This window comes from Belnapia sp., from assembly GCF_059504005.1.
In genome coordinates this window covers 76,815-93,362 of record NZ_JCACHU010000139.1, presented here as the reverse complement: position 1 = coordinate 93,362, position 16,548 = coordinate 76,815, and the positions used below count along the sequence as shown (strand labels likewise).

The window sequence follows — 16,548 nt, the reverse complement described above, 5'->3', positions numbered from 1 at the left end:
ACATTCTCGACAAGGTCCGTCGAGGGAAACAAGTGTTGGAGTCAGAACACTAGCCTCGCCCCTTCCGGCGGCAGGCGAGGCAGCGCGATGACGATGATGAGCTGGGACGAATGGGCGCGGCAGGACGCGGTCGGCCTCGCCGCCCTCATCCGCGGCGGCGACGTCACGCCCGGGGAGGTCGCGGCGCAGGCGGCTGCCGGCATCGCCCGCCTCAACCCCACCCTCTCCGCCGTCGTGGAGGTCTTCGAGGACGCCGTGGCCGACCCTGCCAGGGACGGCACCAACCTCGCCGGCCCCTTCGCCGGCATACCCTGGTTGATGAAGGATCTCGGCCCCACCGTCGCGGGCCGCCTCCAGGAGATGGGCTCCCGCCTCATGCGCGGGCACCGCCCATCCGCCGACGCCTACCTGACGACCCGCATCCGCGGGGCCGGCCTCAACATCATCGGCCGCACGACGACGCCCGAATTCGGCTGCTGCTCCTCCGCCGAGAACCCTGCCGTCTACGTCACCCGCAACCCCTGGGATCTCGGGCACACCACCAACGGGTCGTCTGCCGGCTGCGGCGCCATGCTCGCCGCCGGCGTCCTGCCGCTGAGCCATGCGACGGATGGCGGCGGCTCCATCCGCATCCCCGCCGGCGCCTGCGGCAACCTTGGCCTGAAGCCCTCGCGCGGCGTCCTGTCCACCGCGCCCTATGCCTCCGACATCACCAGCCTGGTCTCGACCCAGGGCTGCCAGAGCCGCACCGTCCGCGACACGGCGGCCTTCCTCGACCATTGCCGCGGCGGCGCCCCCGGCGAGTTCATGCCCTACTGGACCGCCCCCGAGCCCTACGCCGCGCTCATCCAGCGCAACCCGCCGCCGCTGCGCATCGCCCTGTCCCATGAATGGGGCGATTACCGCGCGACGCCGCATTTCGTGGGCGAGCTGGAGCGCGCCGGCCGCCTGCTCGAAAGCCTTGGCCACCATGTCGACTGGGCCCTGCCGGCAGTCGATTTCCGCGCCGCCTTCGCCGCCCAGACCACCTGCTACATCAGCAATTTCGCGCAAACCGTCGCCAGCCTCGCCGCCGCTCGCGGCCATGTCCGCCCGCCCGAGGACCTGGTCGAGCCGATGAACATCCGCATCTGGGAGGCCGGGCGCGACATCCCCTATGCCGAGCGCGCCCGCATGCAGGCCGTCTTCAACACGACCTCCCGCGCCTTCGGCACCTTCTTCGAGCGTTGGGACGTGATCCTGACCCCGATCACCGCCCTGCCAACCCCGCGCCTCGGCACCACGGAATACCTGACCCTCAGCGACAACCCGGACGTGCTCGACTGGTTCGGCAACCTCTGGCGCAACTTCGCCTACACGCCGCTCGCCAATCTCTGCGGCATCCCCGGCCTGTCGATGCCGCTCGGCGCGCAGGAGAACGGCCTGCCGCTCGGCATTCAGGCCCAGGCTGCGCAGGCGCAGGACGGGCTGCTGCTGCAGCTCGCCGCCCAGGTGGAGCGTGCGATCGGCGGCCGCTGGAACGGCGGCCGCCGCCCGCCCGTGCATGTCGCCGCAGCCTGAGGCCGGCTGCCGCGCGGCTCACACCCGCTTCACGAAGATCCAGATGCCGTCCTTCACCGCGGTGGACTTCATGTGCACCCGGACCTTCGCGGGCGCCATGTTGTGGTCGAAGACATACTCGAACATCGTGTTCACCTCGCCCTTGGCGACGCCCTCCTGGAACTTGCCCTGGAAGAGGTGCCCGCGCGTGCAGGGCGCGACATCGGTGAAGAAGTTCTTGCCGACGACCTCCTCCGGCTTGCGCCCAGTGATCTCGCCTTCCGCATTGTTGTACTTCATGATCCGGCCGCCGGCATCGACGAGCACCGCGCCGAAGGGCAGGCGGTTGAGCCGCGACGGACCCTGCGCGACGAGGTTTTCGAGGTTGTCGGCCCCGAACTTGATCAGCTCCATACCCAGCCACTCCCTTGCCATGAGCGTTACGGACGCTCCCTAGCCGAGGGGGCCTGAAGATTCGGTTAAGGCCCGGCGCGGGGCCGCCGGCACCGCCTTTACCCAAGCTTAAGCCCTGCGGGCGCATCCTCCGCCCATGACGACGACGCCCCAGCACCTCACCCTGTCCGAAAGCGCCGTGCTCCGCATCCTGCGCTCGCTGATTTCCGCCGAGCTTGCCGCCTCGGGCCGCCGCATCCCGGCGGAGGAGGCCGCGCTCTGGCCCGCCGACCTGGCGCTCGACGAATCCGGCCTCGGCCTCGACAGCCTGGAACGGCTGGCCTGCGCCGCCGCCGTCAACGCCTTCTTCCACCTGCACGAGACGGGGATCGAGGACTACCTCCTGGCCCGCAGGCAGCTCGGCGGCTGGGCCGAGGTGGTGCGCGCCGCCCTCGCCGAGGGCGTCTCCGGCCTTACCGTCGCCAGCTCGGGCAGCACCGACGAGCGGCGTCCCTGCACGCATCCCGCCGCCCGCCTCCTCGCCGAAGGCGCCCATTGGGCCGGGCAGTTCGCCGGCCGCCACCGCATCTTCGCCTTCGTGCCCCCACACCACATCTACGGCTTCCTCTTCACCGCCCTGCTGCCCGACCTCCTCGGCCTGCCGGTGCTGGATGCCCGAACCCTCGCCCCGGGCCGCCTCTTGCGCGAGGTGGCGCGGGGCGACCTGCTGGTCAGCTTCCCCACCGGCTTCGCCACCCTGCTACGTTCCATCGGCACTGCCGGCCTGCCCGCCGATGTCGAGGCCGTTTCCTCCACCGCGCCGCTGCCGGCCGAGCCGCACCGCGCCCTGCGCGGCGCCGGCGCCGCCCGGGTGATGGAGGTCTATGGCAGCTCCGAGACTGGCGGCATCGCCACCCGCCTCGCGCCGGAGGATGGCTTCTGCCTGCTGCCGTGGTGGCGTCCGGGCGAGGCCGGCCAGATCCTCGACGCCGAGACCGGCCATGCCGTTCCGCTGCCCGACCACGCTGCCTGGGACGGGAAGGGCCGGCTCCGCCTGCATGGCCGCAAGGACCACGCGGTGCAGGTGGGCGGGGTGAATGTCTATCCCGCCCGCATCGCCGCCCGGCTGCGCGAGCACCCGCTGGTCGCCGATTGCGCGGTCCGCCTCGATTCCGGCCTCGCCGAGCCGCGGCTGAAGGCCTTCGCCATCCCCGCCCCCGGAACGGAGCCGAGGCGCCTCGCCCTGGAGCTCGAGGCATGGTGCCGCACCGCCTTCGCCGCGCCCGAACGCCCGGTCAGGGTCGACTGCGGCCCGGTCCTGCCCGTGTCGGAGCTCGGGAAACCCGCCGACTGGGAGGTTGCCGCATGAGGCTCTCCCCGCGCCTCGCCCTGGCCCTGGCGGCGCTCGGCCTCGCCCCCGGCGGCCTCGCCCTCGGCGGCCTGCCCTGGCTCGCCCTGCCGCTCCTGGCCCTCGGCCTGTTCGGCCTGCTGCGGCTCCGCCCGGCCCCTGCGCCTCCGCCCGAGCCTGTGGCGGCGGCGGCGCCCGCTCCGGCCCCGGCCACACCCGCCGCCGGCCGCGCCGAGGCGGTGGAGGCAATGACCATCCGCATCGAGGCCGAGGCCGGCGAAGCGGTCGCCGAGGTCAATGCCGCAGCGCGCGAGATGCAGTCGGAGCTCGACCTTCTCGAAACCTCCGGCATGCAGCTCGAGCGGCAGATGCAGGCCGCCCGGGACGACAGCGAGCGCGGCGCGGCCGAGGCCGCCATCGCCGCCGAGGCCACCGGCGCGATCCTCAAGGTCGTCCAGGACCTGACCGGGGAGGTCGGCCGCGCCGCGACCACCTCCCGCAGCATGGCGGAGCGGGGCGAGGAGGCGCAGCGCCTGGTGGCCGAGCTCTCGGTCGCCGCCGGCGAGATCAACGCCGTCACCCGGCTGATCGCGGGCATCGCCGCCCAGACGAACCTGCTGGCGCTGAACGCGACGATCGAGGCCGCCCGCGCCGGCGAGGCAGGCAAGGGCTTCGCCGTCGTGGCCGGCGAGGTGAAGCAGCTCGCCGCCGAGGCCGCCAAGGCCAATGCCGCCATCGCCGAGCGGATCGCCGATGTGCTCGACCGCATTGCCCGGACCACGCGCGCCGCTGACACCATCCTCGCCGGCCTGCGGGACCTCGCCGGCATCTCCACCACCGTCGAGCAGGGGATGCGCGCCCAGGCGGAGACCGCGGCCAGCCTCGCCCGCGCCGTGGCGGAGGCCTCGCAGGCCGCGCAATCCGCGGCTGCCCGGGTGGTCGACGCGGCGGCAAGGCTGGACGACAACCGGATGTCGGTCGGGATGATGCATGGCGCCTCCGGCCAGGTGGCCGCCGCGATCGACGGGTTGCAGGGCCGCCTCGCCGGCGTGGTCCGCGCCACGCTGACCGAGGGCGACCGGCGGCGGCATCCGCGCATCGCGCTGCGGCGCAGCTGCTCCGTCCTGCTGCCCGGCGGCGATGCGGTTGCCGGCCAGCTCGCCAACCTATCCCTCGGCGGCGCCAAAGTGTTCAGCCGCGCCGCGGCCGCGCCCGGCGAGGCCGTGCAGCTGAGGATCGAGGGGCTTCCGACGCTGGCCTGCCGCGTGGTCGGCCGGGGCGAAGCGCTCCAGCTCGCCTTCGTCTTCGCCGATGCCGCGGAGGAGGTGCAGGTGCAGCGTCAACTGGAAGCCTTCCTCGAGACGCCGGAAGCCGAGGCAGCGTGATGCGCCGGACGCCGTCTCGGCCTGCTTGGAATAGGATACCGTCAAATTCTGATCCGGCTTCGTCGCCTCGGCCACTCGACCGCAACTCCTCGAGCCCTGAAGAGCGGGTCTTTCCGGCCCCGCTTGAGGATCCGAACCCTTCGTTCGCCACCTTGACGAACCCCCCTCGCCGGTCCGAGGAACAGCCCTCCGCCGCGCCGAGGCCTCGATGACCCGCTACGCCGCCACCGACCTCACCACCCTTGCCGCCGCCCTCTGCCGCGCCGGCGGCATGGAGGAGGAAAAAGCTCAGGTCGTCGCCGACATCCTGGTCGAGGGCGACCTGATGGGCCACGACACCCACGGGCTCGCCCTGTTGCCGCCCTATCTCGACGGCCTCGCCAGCGGCGACATGCAGGGCAGGGGGGAACCCGTCGTCCTCGCCGGGACGCCGGTGGTCGAGACCTGGGACGGCGGCAAGCTGCCCGGCCCCTGGCTGGTGCGCCGCGCCGGCGACCTGGCTGCCGTGCGCGCCGCGGAGTTCGGCCTCGCCGCCGTCGCCATCCGCCGCTGCCACCATATCGGCTGCCTCGCCGCCTATCTCCCGCGGCTGGTCGGGCGCGGCCTGGTCGCCCAGATCTGGTCCTCCGACCCGGCGACCGCCTCCGTCGCCCCCTGGGGCGGCACGCAGCGGATCATCACCCCGAACCCGCTCGCCGCCGGCTGGCCCGGCCCGGATGGGCCGGTGATGATCGACATCTCCATGTCCATCACGACGAACGGCATGACCGGCCGCCGCCGCGCCGAGGGCAGCCGCTTTCCCTTCAACGCCCTGCTCACCGCCGAAGGCCAGCCGACGGACAACCCGGAGGCCTTCTTCCAGGGCGGCTCGCTGCTGCCGCTCGGCGGCATGGCCGCCGGCCACAAGGGCTTCGGCCTGGGGCTGCTGGTCGAGGCGATGACCTCGGGCCTTTCGGGCCATGGCCGCGCCGATGCACCGACCGGCTGGGGCGCCAACGTCCTGGTCCTGGCGATCGACCCCGCCCGCTTCGGCGGCGCAGCGGCCTTCCTGCGCGAGAGCGGCTGGATGGCCGAGGCCGTCCGCGGCAATCCGCCCGCCGTCGGCGGCCAGGCGCCCCGCCTGCCGGGCGAGCGCGCCTGGCAGCGTCGCGCCCGGGCACTGGCGGAGGGCGTCGCGCTCCACCCCTCCATCCCGCCCGCGCTCGCCGCCCGCGCCGCGGCCGCCGGCCTGCCCATGCCAAGCCCCGTCGCCGCGTGAGCCTGCCGCCCGTCCTGCAGGTGCTGCCGAGCCTCGTCGCCGGCGGGGTGGAGCGCGGCACGCTCGAGATCGCGGAGGCCCTCATCGCCGCCGGCGGCCGCGCCCTGGTTGCCTCGGACGGCGGCCCGCTGGTCGAACCGCTGGAGCGGCTGGGCGCCACCCATGTCACCCTGCCGCTGCGGACAAAGGTGCCGTGGCGGATCATCCGCAACGCCGCCAGCTTGGCCCGGCTGGCGGCGGAGGAAGGGGTCGGCATCATCCATGCCCGCTCGCGGGCCCCCGCCTGGTCGGCGCTGCTGGCGGTGCGGCGGAGCGGCGCACATTTCGTCACCACCTACCACGGCACCTACAACGAGGGTGCGCCGGGCAAGCGCCTCTACAATTCGGTGATGGCCCGCGGCGAGCGCGTCATCGCCATCAGCCACTTCATCGCCGGCCATATCCGGGAGCGCCACGGCACCGACCCGGCGCGGATCCGCGTCATCCCCCGCGGCGTCGACCCGCGCCGCTTCGACCCGGCCCTGGTGCCGCCCGGCCGCCTCGCCGCCCTCCGCGCCGCATGGCGGCTGCCCGAGGGCCGCCCCGTCATCATGCTCCCTGGCCGGCTGACGCGGTGGAAGGGGCAGGGGGTGCTGCTCCAGGCGATGGCCCGGCTGCCGGGCGATGCCGTCGCCGTGCTCGTCGGCGACGGCCCCCGCTACCGCCGCGAGCTGGAGGCGGAGGCGGCCCGCCTTGGCCTCGGCGACCGGCTGCGCATAGTCGGCCATGTCGAGGACATGCCGGCGGCGCTGCTGCTGGCCGACCTCGTCCTGCACTGCTCGGTGGAGCCGGAGGCCTTCGGCCGCACCGTGATCGAGGCGCAGGCCATGGGCCGCCCGGTGATCGCCGCCGATCTCGGCGGCCCGCGCGAGACGGTGACGCAGAACGAGACCGGCTGGCGCGTCCCCCCCGGCGACCCGGAGGCGCTGGCCTCCGCCATCGGCCATACCCTGGGCCTGCCGCCCGCCGCCCGCGCCGGCATCGGCGAGGCCGCCCGCGCCCATGTCCTCGCCCACTACACGACGGAGGCGATGCAGCAGGCGACGCTCGCCGTCTACCGGGAGCTGGCATGAGCGCCGGCCGCATCCTCGTCATCAAGCTCGCCGCACTTGGCGACGTGGTGCAGGCCTTCGGCCCCTTCGCCGCCATCCGCGCCCATCATCCGGGCGCCGAGATCACCCTGCTGACCACGCCGCCCTATGCCGGGCTGCTCGCCCGCAGCCCCTGGTTCGACCGCATCTGGAGCGACGGCCGCCCCGCCTGGATCGACCTGCCCGCCCTCTGGCGCCTTGCCCGGCGGCTGCGCGCCGCCCGCTTCGGGCGGGTCTACGACCTGCAGACCTCCTCCCGCTCCTCCCGCTACCGGCTGATGGTCGGCAGCGGCCCCGAATGGTCCGGCATCGCCCGCGGCGCCAGCCACCCGCATGCCAACCCCACACGGGACCTAATGCACACCGCCGAGCGGCAGCGCGAGCAGTTGCGGATGGCCGGCATCGCTGCCTTCCCCGCGCCCGCCCTCGACTGGCTGGATGACGACGTCTCGGGCCTCGGCCTGCCGGCGCGCTTCGCCCTGCTGGTCCCCGGCGCCTCACCGGGCCGGCCGGCCAAGCGCTGGCCTGCGGAGCGTTTCGCCGCGCTCGCCGCACTGCTCGACCTGCCCGTCGCCGTCGTCGGCGGCCCGGCCGAGGCGCCGCTTGCCGCCACCATCGCCGCTGCCCGGCCCGGGCCGGTGATCGACCTCACCGGCCGCACCAGCCTCGCCGGCCTCGGCGCCGTCGCCCGCCGCGCCGCCTTCGCCATCGGTAACGACACCGGCCCGACGCATCTCGCCGCCGCGGCCGGCTGCCCGACCCTCGTGCTCTTCGGCCCGGAGAGCGACCCGGCCCTCTGCGCCCCGCGCGGACGTGCCGTCGCCGTGCTGCGCCACCCGCGCCTCGCGGCACTGGAGGTGGCCGAGGTCCGCGCGGCGCTGACGGGCCTGGTCGCCTCCTGATGTCCTCATCGATCTGCGGAAGACCACGACCGGAGCAGACACCGGTCGGGTGGAACCACCGGCCGGGAGGATCGGCGCGCCGCGGCCGAAGGCTGGAGCGGCTTCCGTGGGCCGGTGCAGTCGGCGACCGCTCCCGCGCCTGATCGCCGAGGGCCGGGATGGCCGGAAGCCTGACCCATGCGGGCCAGGCACAAGCTTGGGCTACGGCCCGCGATCCGATGACTGCGGATCGTGGTCCGGAGCAAACACCGACAAGGTCGAGTCAGCTCACCGGCGTTCGCCGGCCAGGCAACCGGTTTCCCCGAGCCATGACAAAGGAAGCCCGCTCCAATTTATTCTTTGCCGAGCAAATGCCTCCGGTCAGGTGTCTTCCCCTGATCGGCATTGGTTCTAGCCCGGCCTCACCTTGGTCAGCGCACGCAGCAGCATGTTCGGGTCGATCGGCTTCTGCAGGATGGCGAGCGGCCGCACCGCCTCGCAGCGGGCACGGAAGGCCGGGTCGCCGGAGCCGGTGACGAAGAAGAAGGGCGGGCCGGCCGCCGCACGCAGCCGCTCGGCGATCTCGATGCCGTCCATCGCGCCCGGCAGCTTCACGTCGAGGCTCACAACATCGACCGGCAGGCCGCTGCCGAGGATGGCCAGCGCCTCCTCCGCCGTCGCCGCGGTGCCGGCGACGCGGTGGCCGGCATCCTCCAGCACCGCCACGAGGTAGTCCGCGATCAGGAACTCGTCCTCGACGACGAGCACCCTCAACCCTGCCTCGCTTGGCCTCGCACCGAAATCCGACATAACCTCCCGCCACCTTCCCTGGACCCGATATCAACCACGCCACCGATCTGCTGGGCAAGCCGCTGCACCAGCCGGGCGCCCAGCCCGCTGCCGGCCTCCAGCGCCTCCTGCCCCGTCCCGTTGTCCGCCACCTCCAGCACCGGCACCCCATCCGCCTCGGTGCGGAAGGCGATGCCGAGGGCCAGCGGATCCGTCCCGGCGACGGCATGCTTCAGCGCATTGGTGATCAGCTCATTGGCGATCAGCGCCAGCGGCACGGCAATGTCGACCGGCAGCATCCGCGGCTCCAGCTCCAGCTGTGTGGCGATGCCGCGCCCATCGAGCGCCACCAGGTCCTCCACCAGCTGCCGCAGGAAGGCGACGAAATCCACCCGCCGGAAGTCCCCGCCGCGGTAGAGCCGCTCCTGCAGCAGCGACAGCGACTGCACCCGCCGGCCGAGATCGTCGAGCCGCTGCCGCGCCGATGGTTCCTCGATGCTGCGCGCGGTGAAGGCGATCAGCCCGACCACGAGCTGGAGGTTGTTGTGCAGCCGGTGGTAGAGCTCCTGCGTCAGCAGGTCGCGGTTTTCCTCGAGCCCGCGCCGGGTCTCCGACCTGGCCAGCGCCGCCCGCGCCGCCGCCGCCAGCCGGCGGAGCTGCTTCGGCGACTTGACCACGTAGTCGTCGAAGCCGGCCTTGATGGCGCGGACCGCTACCTCCTCGTCGCCGGTCCCGGTGAACATGATGGCGACGCTGCCCGGGAAGGCGGCGCGGACCTCGGCGAAGATGGCGAAGCCGTCGGTCCAGTTGAGGCTGAAGTCGGAGATCAGCAGGTCCGGCCCCAGCGGGGCGGCGAGGGCGGCGTCGAGCCCGGCGCGGTCGCCGATCTCGGTGATGGTGCAGGACTCGAATTCGCGGCGCATGGCCCGGCTGGCCAGGCTGCGGAAGTCGGGGTCGTCGTCGGCGATCAGGATGCGCATGGAGCTTCAACAGGCGGACGGCGTGCCGGATCGTTCCAGATACCTTACGGCAACCGAAAAAGCCGGGAACCCGATGCCATGCCGGCCATTTTTGCACTTGGCTGACGGGTATGCGGAATGCCGAAGGAGGTAGGAGAGCAGAAGCGGGGCCGGCATTGGCCGCGTGACCTCACAGGGCTGGCGGCGGCGGCCGCCGCCGTCTCCTTCCTGTTGCTGGCGCTCGGCGGCGCCCTCATGCTCTTCAACCTGACCCGCCTCGCCGAGGCACGCCACGCGACCGAGACCACCGTTCGGGTGCTGGACCGGGCGCAGGCCCTGGCGGCCGACGTGCTGGATGCCGAGACCGGCCAGCGCGGCTTCCTCCTCATCGGCGAGGACCGCTACCTGGAGCCCTACCAGGATGCGGTGAACCGGATCTGGGCCGATTTCGCCGCGCTCGTCGCCGAGGTGATGATCCCGCAGCAGAAGGCCCGGCTGGACGCGCTGCGGCCGCTGATCGAGGCCAAGCTCGCCGAGCTGGCGGAGACGGTCGCACTGCGCCGGGACTCGGTCGAGGCGGCGCTCGCCGTGGTGCGGACCAACCGGGGGCAGGAGCTGATGGAGCGGATCCGCGAGGATCTCAACGTCTTCGAGGCGGAGGCCCGGCGCATCCTCCGCGAGCGGACCGCGCTGCAGGACCACCGCACGCGGATCACGACCTTCCTGGCCCTCGGCTGCGGCGCGCTGGCGCTGGCCTCCGCCGGGCTCGGCGCGCTCGGCGTCCTGCACCGGCGGGACGAGCGCCGGCTGGGCGAGCAGAACCAGCGGCTGGAGCAGCAGGTGGAGGAGCGGACAGCCACGCTGGAGGAGGCGAATGCCGAACTGCAGTCCTTCGCCGCCGCCATCTCCCACGACCTGCGCGCCCCGGCCCGCGCCATCGGCGGCTATGCCGCGGCGCTGGAGGAGGATGCCGGCCCCCGACTCGACGGGGAGGAGCGCGGCTACCTCGTCCGCATCGCCGGCGCCGCCGAGCGGATGGATACGCTGATCGACGACATCCTGGGCTACAGCCGCCTGGCGCGGCAGGACATCGCGCTGCGCTGCGTGTCGCTCGAGACCGTGGTGGAGGCGGTGCTGGACCAGTGCCGCACCGAGCTGGAGGGAGCCCGCATCGAGGTGCAGCGGCCGCTGCCCGCGGTCAGCGGCCATGCCGGCGTGCTGACCCAGGCGGTCGGCAACCTGGTCGGCAACGCGCTGAAATTCCACCGCCCCGGCGAGGCGCCGAGCGTTGCCATCCGCTGCTCGGACGGCGATGCCGGCATGGTCCGGCTTTGGGTGGAGGACCATGGCATCGGCATCGCGCCGGAGCACCAGGAGCGCATCTTCCGCCCCTTCGAGCGGCTGCACGGGCGGGAGGCCTTTCCCGGCACCGGCGTCGGCCTCGCCATCGTGCGGCGGGTGGCGGAGCGGCTGGGCGGCCGCTGCGGCGTCGTCTCCGCGCCGGGCGAGGGCAGCCGCTTCTGGATCGAGCTGCCGCGCTGGACGGAGCCGGAGGGCGCCTAGAGCAGACAACGGGCTGATGCGGCTTCGGTGAGCCGGGGCGAGTGGAGGCCGCTCCGGCCTCGCTCAGAGCAGCCCCTCGCGGTGGACGCTGAGATGCCGGCCGCGGCCGATGATCAGGTGGTCATGCAGCTGGATGCCGAGCACGCCGACCGCGGCCTTGACCTCCGCCGTCATGGCAACGTCCTCGCGCGACGGCGTCGGGTCGCCGGAGGGGTGGTTGTGCACCAGGATCAGCGCCGTCGCATGCAGCTCGAGCGCGCGCTTCGCCACCTCGCGCGGATAGACGGGCGTGTGGTTCACCGTGCCGCGCGCCTGCGCCTCGTCGGCGATCAGCCGGTTGCGGGTGTCGAGGAAGAGGATGCGGAACTGCTCGATCTTCTCCTCCGCCAGCACGGCGGTGAGGTAGCCGATCAGCCTGTCCCAATGGTTCAGTACCGGGCGCTCCATCACCTCGGCGCGCGCCAGGCGCAGCGAGGAGGCCTGCACCAGCTTCAGGGCGGCGACGCTGTGCGGGCCGAGGCCGCGCGTCGCCAGCAACTCGTCCCTGGGTGCGGCGAGGACGGCGCCGAAGCTGCCGAAGCGGTTGATCAGCGCCTTCGCCAGCGGCTTGGTGTCGCCCTTCGGCATGGCGAAGAAGAGCAGCATCTCCAGCAGCTCGTAATCGGCGAGTGCCTCGGCCCCGCGCTCCAGCAGCTTCTCCCGCATGCGGGCGCGATGGCCGTGCGGGCCGGTGCTCGGGAAGGGCAGCTCGGCCGGGACCCGGGCGGGGAAGGGCGCCTCCGCCCGCTGGGGCGGCAGCGACCCGGCGCCGGGCGCAGGGGCGAAGGCGAGCGGCACGGCGCTCTCACGGAAGCCGGGCTGCGGGCGGGGCGCCGCCGCCTCGCCATCCCTCGGCTGCAGCCATTTCCTGAGCCACACGACGCCCCCGCCTCCTGCCGGGCGGGGCGATCATGCCAAGACCGATGCAAATGTAAAACGTTTATTTACGCGGCCGGCACGGCATCCTCCGCTGCCAGCACCCGCGCGGCCGGCAGCAGGATCTCGCAATGCAGCCCCGCCGGCTCCCAATGCTGGGCGACGCTGCCGCCGAGCTGCCGCGCCAGCGTCGCCTGCAGCACCCGCGTGCCGAAGCCGGTGTCCTGTGGCGGCGCCACCACCGGCGGCCCGCCGCGTTCCCGCCAGGCGAGCTGCAGCCGCGCCGGCGGCCCGGCCAGCACCTTCCAGCGCAGCGTGACGCACCCCTCCGCCCGCGACAGGGCGCCGTATTTGGTGGCGTTGGTCGCCAGCTCGTGCACCGCCATGGCCAGCGGCTGCACCGCATTGGCGTCGATGGTGAGCCCCGGCCCCTCCAGGCGCACCTGCCCCGCCCGGCCGCCGTCGAGGAAGGGCTCGAACGCCTCGCGCAGCAGCGTGGCGAGGCCGACCCCCTGCCACTGCGTCTGCGACAGCAGTGCCAGCGCCTGGGCCAGCGCCGTGATGCGGCCATCGACCAGCTCGACATAGCTGGGCAGGTCCGGCGCCCGCGTCAGCCGCAGCGCCGCACGGGCGGTGGCCAGCGCGTTCTTGGCGCGGTGGTCGACCTCCCGCATCAGCAGGTCGCGCCGGAGTTCCGCCTCGCGCTGCTCGGAGATGTCCTCGACCAGCACGACGACGCGCCCGGCCTCGCCCGGCAGCGGCGCCGAGGAGACGCGGACCGGCAGGCGCGAGCCGTCGGCGCGGAAGTATTCCTTCTCGTAGGGCGCCCACCAGCCGCGGGCGCGGGCCTCGGCGACGGCATCCTCGTCGCGGGGCAGCAGCTCCGCCGGGGTGACCCGCCGCCAGTCCCAGGTGCCGGCCTCGAAGGCGGCGCGGCTGCCGCCGGTCATCTCCAGGAGGCGGTCGTTGCAGAGCAGCGTCTCCCTGGTCGCGAGATCGAAGACCGACATGCCGACCGCCCGGCTCTCGAACACGCCGCGGAACCGCGCCTCGGCCGCCTGCCGGGCCTCGGCCGCGGCGCGGGCGGCGGCCTCGCGGGCCAGCGCCGCCTGGGCCGTTCTCGCCGCCCGGGCATGGCGCAGCGCCAGGAAGGCGGAGCCGAGCAGCGTCAGCGCCGCCGCCAGCGCCACCAGGCCATAGACCCGCAGATTGGCCCGCCAGCGCCCCAGCAGCGCATCGGTATCGGCACCGAAGCTGACATAGACCGGCCAGAGCCCGACCCGGCGATAGGCGAAGATCCGGTCCTTGCCGTCGATGGTCGAAATGTCGCGGTCGAGCCCGCGATCCGGCTGGCGCCCGATGGCGCGCGTCAGCGGACTGTTGGCGGCGAGGCTGGCCGGGGCGCCGCGGCTCGGGGAGCGGGCGAGCACCGCGCCATCGCTGCGCATCAGCAAGGCCGCATGGGGATAGGGCGGGGAGGCCTCGCGGAAGAAATGCGCGAAGTAGTCGGGGCTCAGCGAGACATGGATGGTGCCGAGGAATTGCCCGCCCGGCGCCCGGCGCCGGCGGCTGATGGCGAAGGAGGAGATGGCGGTCGCCCTGCCGCTGAAGGCGGCGCTGACATAGGTGCCGGCCTTCGGGTTCTCGCGCTGGACGACGAAGAAGTCGCGGTCGGCGATGCTGACGCCGCGGTCCCAGCCCTGGCTGCCGGCCAGCACATGGCCCCCGGCATCGGCCACCCAGACCGAGACGATCTGGCTGAGCGGCTCCTTCACCGCGGCGAGGAAGGCGCTGACCCCGGCTCCCGCGACTTGCCCGTCATCCAGCGTCTCGATCCGGTCCTGCACCCGGTCCAGCACGAGGTCGGCGGTGTCGAGGACCTTCGCCACATGCTCGTTCATGATGGCCGCGGTGCGCTCGACCGTCTCGGTCCCCTCGCGCAGGACCTCGCCGCGGTTCCACCAGGCCGCCGCGCCGAAGACGCTGGCCGGCACCGCCACCGCTGCGATGAGGAAGACTTGGTGGAGACGGATCGCGGACAGCATTCTGGCCCTGGGGGTGGAAGAGCGTGACGGGTCGGGCCGGCTCGGCCGGCCTATAGGCGCAGGGTCGGAACGAGCGGCGGGAGACGCGTGCAGTGCGCGCGATCTCACGGAATCGCGCGCGACCCGTGTGCCCGAGCCCGGGGGCCCGACGCAATGGGCGTTCCACTTCGCGTCCTCAGGCCACCGCTTCCTCTTCCGGGTGGCCCGGCGCCGTCTCCCAGCCTGGCCCGGCGATGGTGACGATGCGTCGCCCGGTCAGGTCGGGCCGCATGGCGATCGCCCCCCGCTCCTCGATGAAGGCCAGCGCCCGCCGCGCCCGGCTGGCCGAGCGCGTGCCATAGGCGCGGGCGATGGCGGCGTCCGACGGGCAGGGCGCCCCCGCCAGCGCCGCCCGCGCCAGCAGCAGGAAAACGCCCTGGAGATCCTCCGGCAGCGGCGCCGCCCGCGCCATGGCCTCGGCCCAGTCCTCGCCCTCCGCCATCTCGGTCGGCACCTCCGCCTTGCCGATGGCGAGCAGCCGGCGGAAGGCCGCCATGTCGGGCAGCTTGCCGCCGATCTGCTCGATCCGGCAGCGCACGAGGAAGTCCTGGTAGAGCACGGCGGCCGGGCGGTAGCCGCTGTCGGGGTCGGCCAGCACCTGGCGCATCACCGCCTCCAGCCGGCGGCGCTGCTCCGCCTGCTGCTCCGCCGAGGCGGGCGGCAGGGCAGGGGGCGGCGCCGGCCGGGCGGCGGCGAGCTGGGCGAGGATGTCGGGCGGCGGGGGAGGAGGCGCGCGGCGCGGCCGGGGCGCCTCGGGCGCCGGCGGCTGCAGGATCAGCGCCCGTGCGTCCTCGGGCGGCTGGCTCGGCAGTGGCGTCAGCTTCGGCGCGGCGCCCCTCGATTCGGTCTGCACCGTGCCGATCCTGACCGGCAGCGGCCGCCGGGCGAGCGCCGGGCCGAGCGCCACGAAATGCCCCTGCCTGAGGTCGCGGAACATCTCCGCCTGCCGCTTCTCCATCCCGAGCAGGTCGGCGGCGCGGGCCATGTCGATGTCGAGAAAGGTGCGGCCCATCAGGAAATTGCTGGCCTCGGCCGCGACGTTCTTGGCGAGCTTCGCCAGCCGCTGCGTGGCGATGATCCCGGCCAGCCCGCGCTTGCGCCCGCGGCACATGAGGTTGGTCATGGCGCCGAGCGAGAGCTTCCGCGCCTCGTCCGCCACCTCGCCGGCCGCCATGGGGGCGAAGAGCTGCGCCTCGTCCACCACCACCAGCATCGGCATCCAGTAGCTGCGATCCACGTCGAAGAGCCCGCCGAGGAAGGCGGCGGCGCGGCGCATCTGCCCCTCGGTGTCCAGCCCCTCGAGGTCGAGCACGACGGAGACCCGGTGCTGGCGGATGCGCTCGGCCGCCAGCTGCAGCCCGGCCTCCGAATGCGCCGCCGCATCGATCACGAGGTGGCCGAAGCGCTCGGCCAGGGTGACGAAATCCCCCTCCGGGTCGATCACCGCCTGCTGCACCCAGGGCGCGCTGCCCTCCAGCAGCCGGCGCAGCAGGTGGGACTTGCCGGAGCCGGAATTGCCCTGGACCAGCAGGCGGGTGGCCAGCAGCTCCTCGAGGTCCAGCAGGGCGGGGGCGCCGGCGTCCGTCTGGCCGAGATCGATGCGGACCGTCATGGGGGGGTGGTAGCGCAGCGGCGCGCTTCCATAAACAGCGTCTTCATTCTTTCCCTGGCATGATCGCCCCGTGCTCAGGCCGGGAGAGAGGGGCGATGCAGGCAGGGACCGCCGGGGAGGTCGTGGCGCTCCGCGCCGAGATGGGCGGCCTGTTCGCCGACCTGCGCGGCTTCATCGACCGCCGCATCGCCGAGCTCAGCGCCGAGGTGCATGCCACGGTGCAGCTCGTCGACTACTCGGAGGAGAACCTTTCCGGCCAGCTCAACCGCATCCACGAGCAGATCGCCGGGCTGGTCGCCATCCCCGCCGCCAGCAGCCGCAACAGCGGCATCGAGCTGGAAGCGGTGGTCCAGGCGACGGAGGCCGCGGCCAACACCATCATGGAGGCCGCCGAGGCCATCCAGGACTGGCTCGCCAGCAACCGCAAGGACGAGGCCTCGCTCACCCTGGTCACGGACAAAGTCAACGCCATCTTCGAGGCCTGCTCCTTCCAGGACGTCACCGGCCAGCGAATCCGCCGCGCCATCCAGCATCTCCAGCAGGTCGGGCAGATCCTGGAGGGGATGATCCCGGGCGGCACCGCCCCGGTCGAGGCGGTGGAGGTGAAGGCGGCGATGCACACCGTTGCCGAGCCGACCATGGCCGGGCCCGACCTCGCCCAGGCCGAGATCGACCGGCTGCTGAACGGCTGA

General features: G+C 73.3%; 14 protein-coding genes. 8 read left to right on the top strand and 6 right to left on the bottom strand.

Features of this window, described 5'->3' with window-relative positions:
* Window positions 1–87: 87 nt before the first annotated feature.
* Window positions 88–1,560 carry an amidase gene (locus AC5JJ1_RS19465; protein WP_495786767.1) on the top strand — a complete coding sequence of 491 codons (1,473 nt, stop codon included), beginning with the start codon at window positions 88–90 and terminating at the stop codon, window positions 1,558–1,560.
* Window positions 1,561–1,578: 18 nt separating this feature from the next.
* Here the strand turns inward: AC5JJ1_RS19465 and pyp are convergent, their stop codons facing one another.
* Window positions 1,579–1,953, bottom strand: a complete 375-nt coding sequence (gene pyp / locus AC5JJ1_RS19460; RefSeq protein WP_495786766.1) for a photoactive yellow protein — start codon at window positions 1,951–1,953, stop codon at window positions 1,579–1,581.
* A 136-nt stretch (window positions 1,954–2,089) separates the two neighbouring features.
* Between pyp and AC5JJ1_RS19455 the strand changes: the two genes are divergently transcribed.
* The 5 genes from AC5JJ1_RS19455 (at window position 2,090) to AC5JJ1_RS19435 (ending at window position 7,955) form a co-directional block, all read left to right on the top strand.
* On the top strand, window positions 2,090–3,301 hold the full coding sequence (locus AC5JJ1_RS19455; protein ID WP_495786765.1) for an AMP-binding protein: 1,212 nt from the start codon (window positions 2,090–2,092) through the stop codon (window positions 3,299–3,301).
* Complete coding sequence (locus AC5JJ1_RS19450) at window positions 3,298–4,665, top strand: methyl-accepting chemotaxis protein (protein WP_495786764.1); 1,368 nt, start codon at window positions 3,298–3,300, stop codon at window positions 4,663–4,665. Before AC5JJ1_RS19455 ends, AC5JJ1_RS19450 begins: the two co-directional genes overlap by 4 nt.
* A gap of 208 nt (window positions 4,666–4,873) precedes the next feature.
* A complete protein-coding gene (locus AC5JJ1_RS19445) occupies window positions 4,874–5,923 on the top strand; it encodes an Ldh family oxidoreductase (protein WP_495786763.1) in 1,050 nt (349 codons plus the stop codon).
* Window positions 5,920–7,035: a glycosyltransferase family 4 protein gene (locus AC5JJ1_RS19440; protein WP_495786762.1), complete on the top strand. Its 1,116-nt coding sequence runs from the start codon at window positions 5,920–5,922 to the stop codon at window positions 7,033–7,035. Before AC5JJ1_RS19445 ends, AC5JJ1_RS19440 begins: the two co-directional genes overlap by 4 nt.
* Entirely contained in the window at window positions 7,032–7,955 is a 924-nt protein-coding gene (locus tag AC5JJ1_RS19435) for a glycosyltransferase family 9 protein (RefSeq protein ID WP_495786761.1), read from the top strand. The genes AC5JJ1_RS19440 and AC5JJ1_RS19435 overlap by 4 nt, the downstream gene beginning before the upstream one ends.
* A 390-nt stretch (window positions 7,956–8,345) precedes the next feature.
* Here AC5JJ1_RS19435 and AC5JJ1_RS19430 read toward each other — a convergent pair whose 3' ends face one another.
* Together AC5JJ1_RS19430 and AC5JJ1_RS19425 are read right to left on the bottom strand one after the other, a co-directional pair.
* A complete protein-coding gene (locus tag AC5JJ1_RS19430) occupies window positions 8,346–8,702 on the bottom strand; it encodes a response regulator (RefSeq protein WP_495786769.1) in 357 nt (118 codons plus the stop codon).
* Window positions 8,703–8,704: 2 nt separating this feature from the next.
* Window positions 8,705–9,703 carry a sensor histidine kinase gene (locus AC5JJ1_RS19425; RefSeq protein ID WP_495786760.1) on the bottom strand — a complete coding sequence of 333 codons (999 nt, stop codon included), beginning with the start codon at window positions 9,701–9,703 and terminating at the stop codon, window positions 8,705–8,707.
* A 117-nt stretch (window positions 9,704–9,820) separates the two neighbouring features.
* Between AC5JJ1_RS19425 and AC5JJ1_RS19420 the strand changes: the two genes are divergently transcribed.
* A complete protein-coding gene (locus tag AC5JJ1_RS19420) occupies window positions 9,821–11,245 on the top strand; it encodes a sensor histidine kinase (RefSeq protein ID WP_495786759.1) in 1,425 nt (474 codons plus the stop codon).
* Between the two features lie 63 nt (window positions 11,246–11,308).
* On the opposite strand, the gene radC is transcribed toward AC5JJ1_RS19420, so the two are convergent.
* The 3 genes from radC to AC5JJ1_RS19405 all read right to left on the bottom strand — a co-directional run bounded on the left by radC (window position 11,309) and on the right by AC5JJ1_RS19405 (window position 15,856).
* Window positions 11,309–12,163: a RadC family protein gene (gene radC / locus AC5JJ1_RS19415; protein ID WP_495786758.1), complete on the bottom strand. Its 855-nt coding sequence runs from the start codon at window positions 12,161–12,163 to the stop codon at window positions 11,309–11,311.
* A gap of 65 nt (window positions 12,164–12,228) precedes the next feature.
* Entirely contained in the window at window positions 12,229–14,205 is a 1,977-nt protein-coding gene (locus tag AC5JJ1_RS19410; RefSeq protein ID WP_495786757.1) for an HWE histidine kinase domain-containing protein, read from the bottom strand.
* A gap of 175 nt (window positions 14,206–14,380) precedes the next feature.
* The gene (locus tag AC5JJ1_RS19405; RefSeq protein ID WP_495786756.1) at window positions 14,381–15,856 is read right to left on the bottom strand and encodes a helicase HerA domain-containing protein; all 1,476 of its coding nucleotides are present in this window, start codon (window positions 15,854–15,856) and stop codon (window positions 14,381–14,383) included.
* A gap of 95 nt (window positions 15,857–15,951) precedes the next feature.
* On the opposite strand from AC5JJ1_RS19405, the gene AC5JJ1_RS19400 reads away from it, so the two are divergent.
* Window positions 15,952–16,548: a hypothetical protein gene (locus AC5JJ1_RS19400; RefSeq protein ID WP_495786755.1), complete on the top strand. Its 597-nt coding sequence runs from the start codon at window positions 15,952–15,954 to the stop codon at window positions 16,546–16,548.